The organism is Rhizobacter sp. P3_B12 (assembly GCF_056402895.1).
This window is the reverse complement of sequence record NZ_JBFUGN010000330.1, coordinates 1-5,939: the sequence shown is the minus strand read 5'-3', so window position 1 is coordinate 5,939 and position 5,939 is coordinate 1. Positions and strand designations below refer to the sequence as shown.

The 5,939-nt window shown below is 59.1% G+C and carries 4 protein-coding genes and 3 pseudogenes; 3 read left to right on the top strand and 4 right to left on the bottom strand.

Going from position 1 to position 5,939, the window contains the following annotated elements; all coding sequences use genetic code 11:
- The 3 genes from AC1D01_RS17530 to AC1D01_RS17520 form a co-directional block, all read right to left on the bottom strand.
- The coding region (locus AC1D01_RS17530; protein ID WP_477868444.1) for a TfuA-like protein at nucleotides 1-761 on the bottom strand (761 nt) is incomplete at its 3' end.
- Nucleotides 758-1,936 carry a YcaO-like family protein gene (locus AC1D01_RS17525; protein ID WP_477868442.1) on the bottom strand — a complete coding sequence of 393 codons (1,179 nt, stop codon included), beginning with the start codon at nucleotides 1,934-1,936 and terminating at the stop codon, nucleotides 758-760. The genes AC1D01_RS17530 and AC1D01_RS17525, both read right to left, overlap by 4 nt.
- Before the next feature lie 285 nt (nucleotides 1,937-2,221).
- Nucleotides 2,222-2,410, bottom strand: coding sequence for a hypothetical protein (locus AC1D01_RS17520; protein ID WP_477868440.1), 189 nt, complete (start codon nucleotides 2,408-2,410; stop codon nucleotides 2,222-2,224).
- 1,477 nt (nucleotides 2,411-3,887) lie between these two features.
- Between AC1D01_RS17520 and AC1D01_RS17515 the strand changes: the two genes are divergently transcribed.
- The 3 genes and pseudogenes from AC1D01_RS17515 to AC1D01_RS17505 all read left to right on the top strand — a co-directional run.
- On the top strand, nucleotides 3,888-4,133 hold the full coding sequence (locus AC1D01_RS17515) for a hypothetical protein (protein ID WP_477868438.1): 246 nt from the start codon (nucleotides 3,888-3,890) through the stop codon (nucleotides 4,131-4,133).
- A gap of 229 nt (nucleotides 4,134-4,362) precedes the next feature.
- A pseudogene (locus tag AC1D01_RS17510) lies at nucleotides 4,363-4,536 on the top strand (IS66 family transposase); the annotation flags it as partial.
- A 147-nt stretch (nucleotides 4,537-4,683) separates the two neighbouring features.
- Nucleotides 4,684-4,885, top strand: a pseudogene (locus AC1D01_RS17505) (IS66 family transposase); the annotation flags it as partial.
- 798 nt (nucleotides 4,886-5,683) lie between these two features.
- Here AC1D01_RS17505 and AC1D01_RS17500 read toward each other — a convergent pair.
- A pseudogene (locus AC1D01_RS17500) lies at nucleotides 5,684-5,939 on the bottom strand (symmetrical bis(5'-nucleosyl)-tetraphosphatase); the annotation flags it as partial.

The window sequence follows — 5,939 nt, the reverse complement described above, 5'->3', positions numbered from 1 at the left end:
GGTACTAGGGGCCGCCCGCTTGCAACAAGGCGGCCGATCAACCGTCGTACTCCACTCGTCAATAGGGGCAATTGCGCCTCAGTATCGTCCGAGACCTTCGGCGCCTCAAGCAGTTCTTGTACTCCTGCGATGTGCGAAATAAGTTTCTGTGCGTCGAGCCTCTTAATACTCGGGCCGCGGAGCGCGTCGAGGATTCGTTCTCGGCAGACAGGAGGGACTCCACACGCGTCCATGTCTTGGTCAAGAGTCCTCTGAACGCGAGTGGGATAGAATCTTTGGCGATGAAGATCAAGGACGGAACGCGCTTGCGCAGAAGTTAGGTCGCCTCTCTCCATTGCCTGTTCGAAGGCAAACCTCACGTCCACTAGAGCGTAGGAGAGACTTTTGTAGTTCAGTGCTCGCGGCCCGTGAACCAATGCAACCTCATCATCGGCCTCAATAACACCGTCTCGGTACCACTCGAAGACTTTTCCAACGCCGATCATGCCTTCGCTGTGGAGTTCAGCGGCTCGTAGCGCCCCCATGCTGGAGCAACCGTAGATGGAGATTCCTTTCGATATGGCAAGCAAAATCTCCTTGTGCCAAACGCTTGGTTCCGATCCAAATAAGCCGTCAATTATTGCTATATATTTTGGTCGCATTGAAATCGCGATCAATATATCTCCGCATCTGACGGGAGGCGCTAGCTGTACCCGGTCGAGACCAATCAAGTCGACTGCGACATCCATGCTGGGGCCGGCAAAGACGATTCCATTGATCATGAGTCATGCCTCATTCCTGGGATGAAGCATCGCACGACATAGAATGGGGGGGCAGCTCGATGCGCATATGCCACACAGGTGGGAAACCCCGAGTCTCTGAGCCGACTTAACAAAAATTCGATCGGATTGCTAAGCCATGACGCCAGAGTATTAGCGTCTGTGGGAGAAAACTCTCTTGTCGAAGAGGATTCAGTTCGCGATCTGGGAATAAAATAGTCCTCATGTAGATTGTCGTCCCGCGCGCCAGAAATCATTGTTAAGCGGCTCTGAGCGGCTTCAGTAATTGCACGCCCCACGGCGATCTCGGAAGATACATGCAATCCTCTGCCCGTGTAAGGTCGCGCTGGCATCAGGGGGTCGTTGGGATTCGTAATTTCGGCGACATAGCAAGGTAACCCCAGCGAAGCTTCCGCCAAGTGGAAGACTGTTAGCTCCATATTTGCGCCCTGTATGCGAGCGACAAGTTGGCGCGCATCGCTGCCAAGAGATGCCAAGGCGACGCCGGTGTCGGCTCGATATGAGGGCGACTGAGCTATCCAATAGCTGAACGCATGCCGCTCTATAAGCTCAAAGACACTATGGCTGAACGCCTCGGAGAAGTCGTTGCCAGAGGCGAGCCCGTTCGTCGTCACTTCGTAGTGCGCGGTTTCACTGTCCCAGCGTGTGGAATCCAGTGAGAGCATTAGCTCGGGAATAAGCACGGGTGTCCGGCTGTGCATCTCCAAGCCACGGTACCAAGACCGCAGGCTATCTGTGTTCCACACCACGTTCGTCCCGTTGAGCGGGTCCAATTCGGCCGGCGTAGCCATTGCGAGCCCTAGGCGCTGCACCTCATTCGCAGATGCAACTTGATCTGGTGTTGCCAAGTGCTCTGCATGATGGATCTCAATCGACTCGAGGAGTGCTGACACCTTGGCGGCTTCGAGCGAGGTACCCTTGCCCTGCGACACCGATAGGCTCTTCGCGCGGGGGCGCACTGCCAACGCAACTGCGATGCCGATGGAGTCAAGCCCGGTTACATCAGCTACCCGAGTCACACCGAAGGATGCGGCGAGCGGCAAGATGGCGCGCAGCGTCTCCTCGGGGGATTTCCGCCGAATGCAACTCCCATAGTTCACCCAACTGCCGCCAATGGACTCAGTGAGATCACGCTCACGAATGGTTTCAATACTCATACGGGCAACCAGCAATAGAGGTGGTGATTGAGTTCGACACTCGCTCGCACTCAACTCCGAACCGACTGCGTCCCACTTGGCATCGCGAGCGTGGGAGCGCTTCCAATTCTTAGTCGTGAAGCTGCACGATCAATACGCGTAAAAAARGATGCAAGCGGGACAGCCTCAGGGCTGGACTCAATGCCTTGCCCAATTGGATGCCATCGGCCGACCCCAGCCCACTCGTATCCAGCCATCCAACATCGCAGAGACCATGTGGGCCTCTGCGATGGAAACATCCTCTACTTACGCAGCGATAGCTTGCTTATCGCTCTGCTCCGCCTCGACAGCGAAAAGCTGCTCCAGGTCGATCTCTTTCAGAAACTCCTCGCTGGCCTTCTCGCAAGACGCGAGAAGAACTCCTCGGTCAAGCAGGCCAATACCGGTCAGCATGTTGTTGCTTGAAGTGTGGGCGACAACGTCGATGATTTGCATCAATTTCTCCATGATGAACAACGTAGAAATGCGATGGCGGATCTGCCATTGCGAGAGGCATTTGACGTTGCCAATTGCTCAATGTCAAGCGCAATGCGAGCACTCTAGACACAATTGATGATGGCAATTCAGCAGGATGGCGGGCGATTGCGGCGGGCAATTCGAGGCCTGCCCCGGCAATGGGCATTTGATGATTAATTGCGTCAGGATATGTCAATGTGCTTCGCGGCAATTGACAACTGTCGCCGCAAGAACGGGTGACGTCTTGTGTCGTGGCCGCAGCCTTTTCATGCCGATAGCAGCGCGAGGGCATCGTTGATTGAGAACCAAGACATTGTTGCGAGCAAATTCGCGGCAAGTGCTTGCTAGAAGAGCCGACCAGCGGAGACAGGAGGGCCAGCTCTAACGTGAGCTACCACGAAAAGCTAGACACGTCGAACAAGGCCATAGTCGATCTGCTGTGGACAAGCCGCACAATCGCTCCGTGGTCCTCTAGGACTGAGCGCTGCCCAATCGCTTGAGGGTGGTCCCGACGAACTCTCTCCGCGGAACCGACACCGCAGGACGTTGAGAACGAGCGTCTCTTGGCCCAAAGAATCGCCCGTAAGCATAGTGCTGGATGCACGCCCGGATGACGCCAGACGATCGGCTCGGGGATCTACGTCGAGAGGGCAATACGAGGACGGTCATCGCCGCCAACGCAGTGGGGCCCAAACGATCGAATGCCTCGATTGTTGGGTCGGGCTTGAGCCCGCAATATGCCCTTGACAGCTGCCGAGTGCCCAATGAGGCAGGTCGCCTCGAGCCCGGCCAGCGCTCCACTAACGTGGCAGGCGGAATGCAATGTCCTGCTGGAAGGTTAGGCCACCCACGAGAGGCCGCTCCTTCGCCGCAAATTCGCGTGCTCGCTGTCGCGTCATTGCGTCTTGCACGCGAAGACAGCTCCGCCCCACTTGTACGTACTGAATCGTTCAAACCCGCTCCCAATGTTGGTTTGATGTTCTTACTTATGCGGATCAGTTTAGCTGAGAGCTGATCCGCGTCAATCACCGACTAAATTAGAGGGGCACTGCAACCCAATGCGTTGCCAAGGCTCTGTTGTCCGAGCTCTTCAGCGGTGTGGTGAGCAGAGTGAGGTCAGAGGCATTGGCCTTGCATAGCCAGCCATGCGGGACGTTCGGTTGGCACGTGGAACCGCTGTATCGAGAGCTCCTAGTGTGGCGCGGCAATCTGTTGCCTACCTATCTGAAGACGACCGCCAAGGAAGCCACGGCGCGAGAGACCTTGGCCGGATGTCCTATTGGACGAGGCAGTTCAGATGAAGGCTTGGGGTGAGCGTTGCGCTCGGCGATGTAAAAGTTGATCGCCAGCTCCTGTTCAGTCACGTTGGTGAAGCTGTCACGCCTGATTCGTCGTTCGAAGATGTGGCGAAGAACGGCTCGACCATGTTCAGCCACGACGTGCTGGTGGGCGTGAATTGCGTGAGGTGCGTATTGAAGCGACGCGGCTTGGCCAGGCTCGGCGCGTGCACAGTGACTCGGGGAGCACCGGCGTCGCCAAGCGAGAGGAGATCATCAAGATGCAGACTGACGGGCGCATCAGCGGTGACATCGCCTGGCTGATCGCGGCCAAGCGCAGAGCGATCGCCGCGATGACCAACGGCGTGCACGAGCGCCAGGCGGTGCTGCTGAGCACAAGAAAGCGCAGATCCGTGCCCGCGTAGCGCACCCTTTCCACATCGTGATGAATCTGTTTGGCCGCAAGAAGGTCGGCTGCGGCGGGCTGGCCAAGAACCGGGGGCTCATGTACAGCCTGTTCGCGCTGGCCAACCATCATGATGGCTAAGAGGCCGCTGTTGGGGTCTGCCGGGCTCTGTGCGCCCTGATGGTTGAGGACGAGCTCGTCACCCACTTGGAACCAGTGAAAGGTGACTCTCCGCGTCCACAACGGTGGCCGCCGAGATCTCGGCGGTGCTGCAAACCTGGCTGACGCTGCATCGGCAGAAAGTGCCCGCGGGGTCAGCGACAGCCAAGGCGATCGACTACAGCCTGGGACGGTGGACGGCGCTGACGTGCGACGGCACGCTGCCGGCGGACAACAACTGGGCAGAGAACCGCTTACGGCCGAGGCTGTGTGAAAACTCGCCGCGTTGAAGGTGGTCACCGAAATCGACCTCTCAGATCGCGCTGTATTCGACGATCGACCTTAAGGTAGGGGTGAGAAGACCCCCGAAATGCTTCGAGTCTYGAGTTTTCACACAGCCTCGGCCGATTGCGCTTGGGCGCAACGACTGGCCGTTCGCCGGGAGCCTGCGCCCGGGAAAGCGGGCTGCGGCCGCGATGAGCTTGGTCCTGCCGGCTCGGCTCAACGGGCGTGGGTTACCTGAAGGACGTTCTGGAACGCCTGCCGGCACCTTCCGCGCATCGGGTCGCAGACCTGTTGCCGCGTCGCTGGTCGGCGACCGCAGTGACCTGAGTTCGGTCGTGACGAGATTGCCGGACTCGTACATTTTTCTAACCGAACTCTGCGGTCAGTCGAACGTCGCCAACACGGCCAACCATCGAGATGAAATGCAGAGCCGTCTCTCAGCGGCACGATGCAAGCCTACAGAAGGCAATCTCCGGGAGTGCCGAGGCGGCGATCTCTGCACGTCGTGGCTTCCGACCCGGGACTCCACCTGCAGCGGGTGCATGATTCGCTTTAAGCCTCAACGTCCGCAAAAAATGGCACCAACTGTTTGCGACGGCTATCGTCAAATTGATGTCAATACGTACTGACTATACGGTGTGCTGTGACCACCTATCCGAACGTTGCGGACTCATGTCGACTGCCAGGAAGCCGGGCAGTGGAAGCGTGGGCGCTCGACGCGCGTCCTCGGGGCCTCTCAGCAAGCGACCAACTGTGCTGGCGCACGGTACGTCCGGAGAGGGGCTGGGGTGCCGCAAGGCGTCTAAGGGCGGTCGCACTGCCGCTACTTGATTGCCAGGTGGTTGAATGAACTGGGAGTCGGGACGGGTTACTCCGACTGCAGACGCACTACCGGCAGGCGGCTCAAGCCGTACGGGCTGCTCAAGCCGGCCACGCAAATGGCCCGCGCTACGTGCCTCGAACCGACGACTTGAGCGTGGCCGACATCCCCAATTGGATGCACAACTTGATGGTTCAGATAAGAACCCTGGAGCCCTTGCGGGCTGCCGGTTTTCAAGACCGGTGCAATCGACCACTCTGCCAAGCTTCCAGAAGGAGGCGCGCATTGTAGTCCGGCGACCGCGCTCACCCCGGCTGCTGCGCCTGCTCGCAGTCCACCTGGACCACCTCGGGAGGATCGCCCGCCGGCCCCAGCCGCACCGCGGTGAGCCGCCCGCCCCACACGCACCCGGTGTCCAGCGCCATCAGGTCCGGCCGAACCGTCAGCCCGAGCGTCGACCAGTGCCCGAACGCGATCGGCACCCCCGCCGTGCGGCGCCGTGGCGCATCGAACCACGCGAACAGCCCCGGCGGCGCGGCGTCGGCCGCCTCGGAGCTGGAC

Coding starts and splice junctions, on each gene's coding strand:
- AC1D01_RS17525 (WP_477868442.1), bottom strand. CDS start 1,936: ATGAGTATTGAAACCATTCGTGAGCGTGATCTCACTGAGTCCATTGGC.
- AC1D01_RS17520 (WP_477868440.1), bottom strand. CDS start 2,410: ATGCAAATCATCGACGTTGTCGCCCACACTTCAAGCAACAACATGCTG.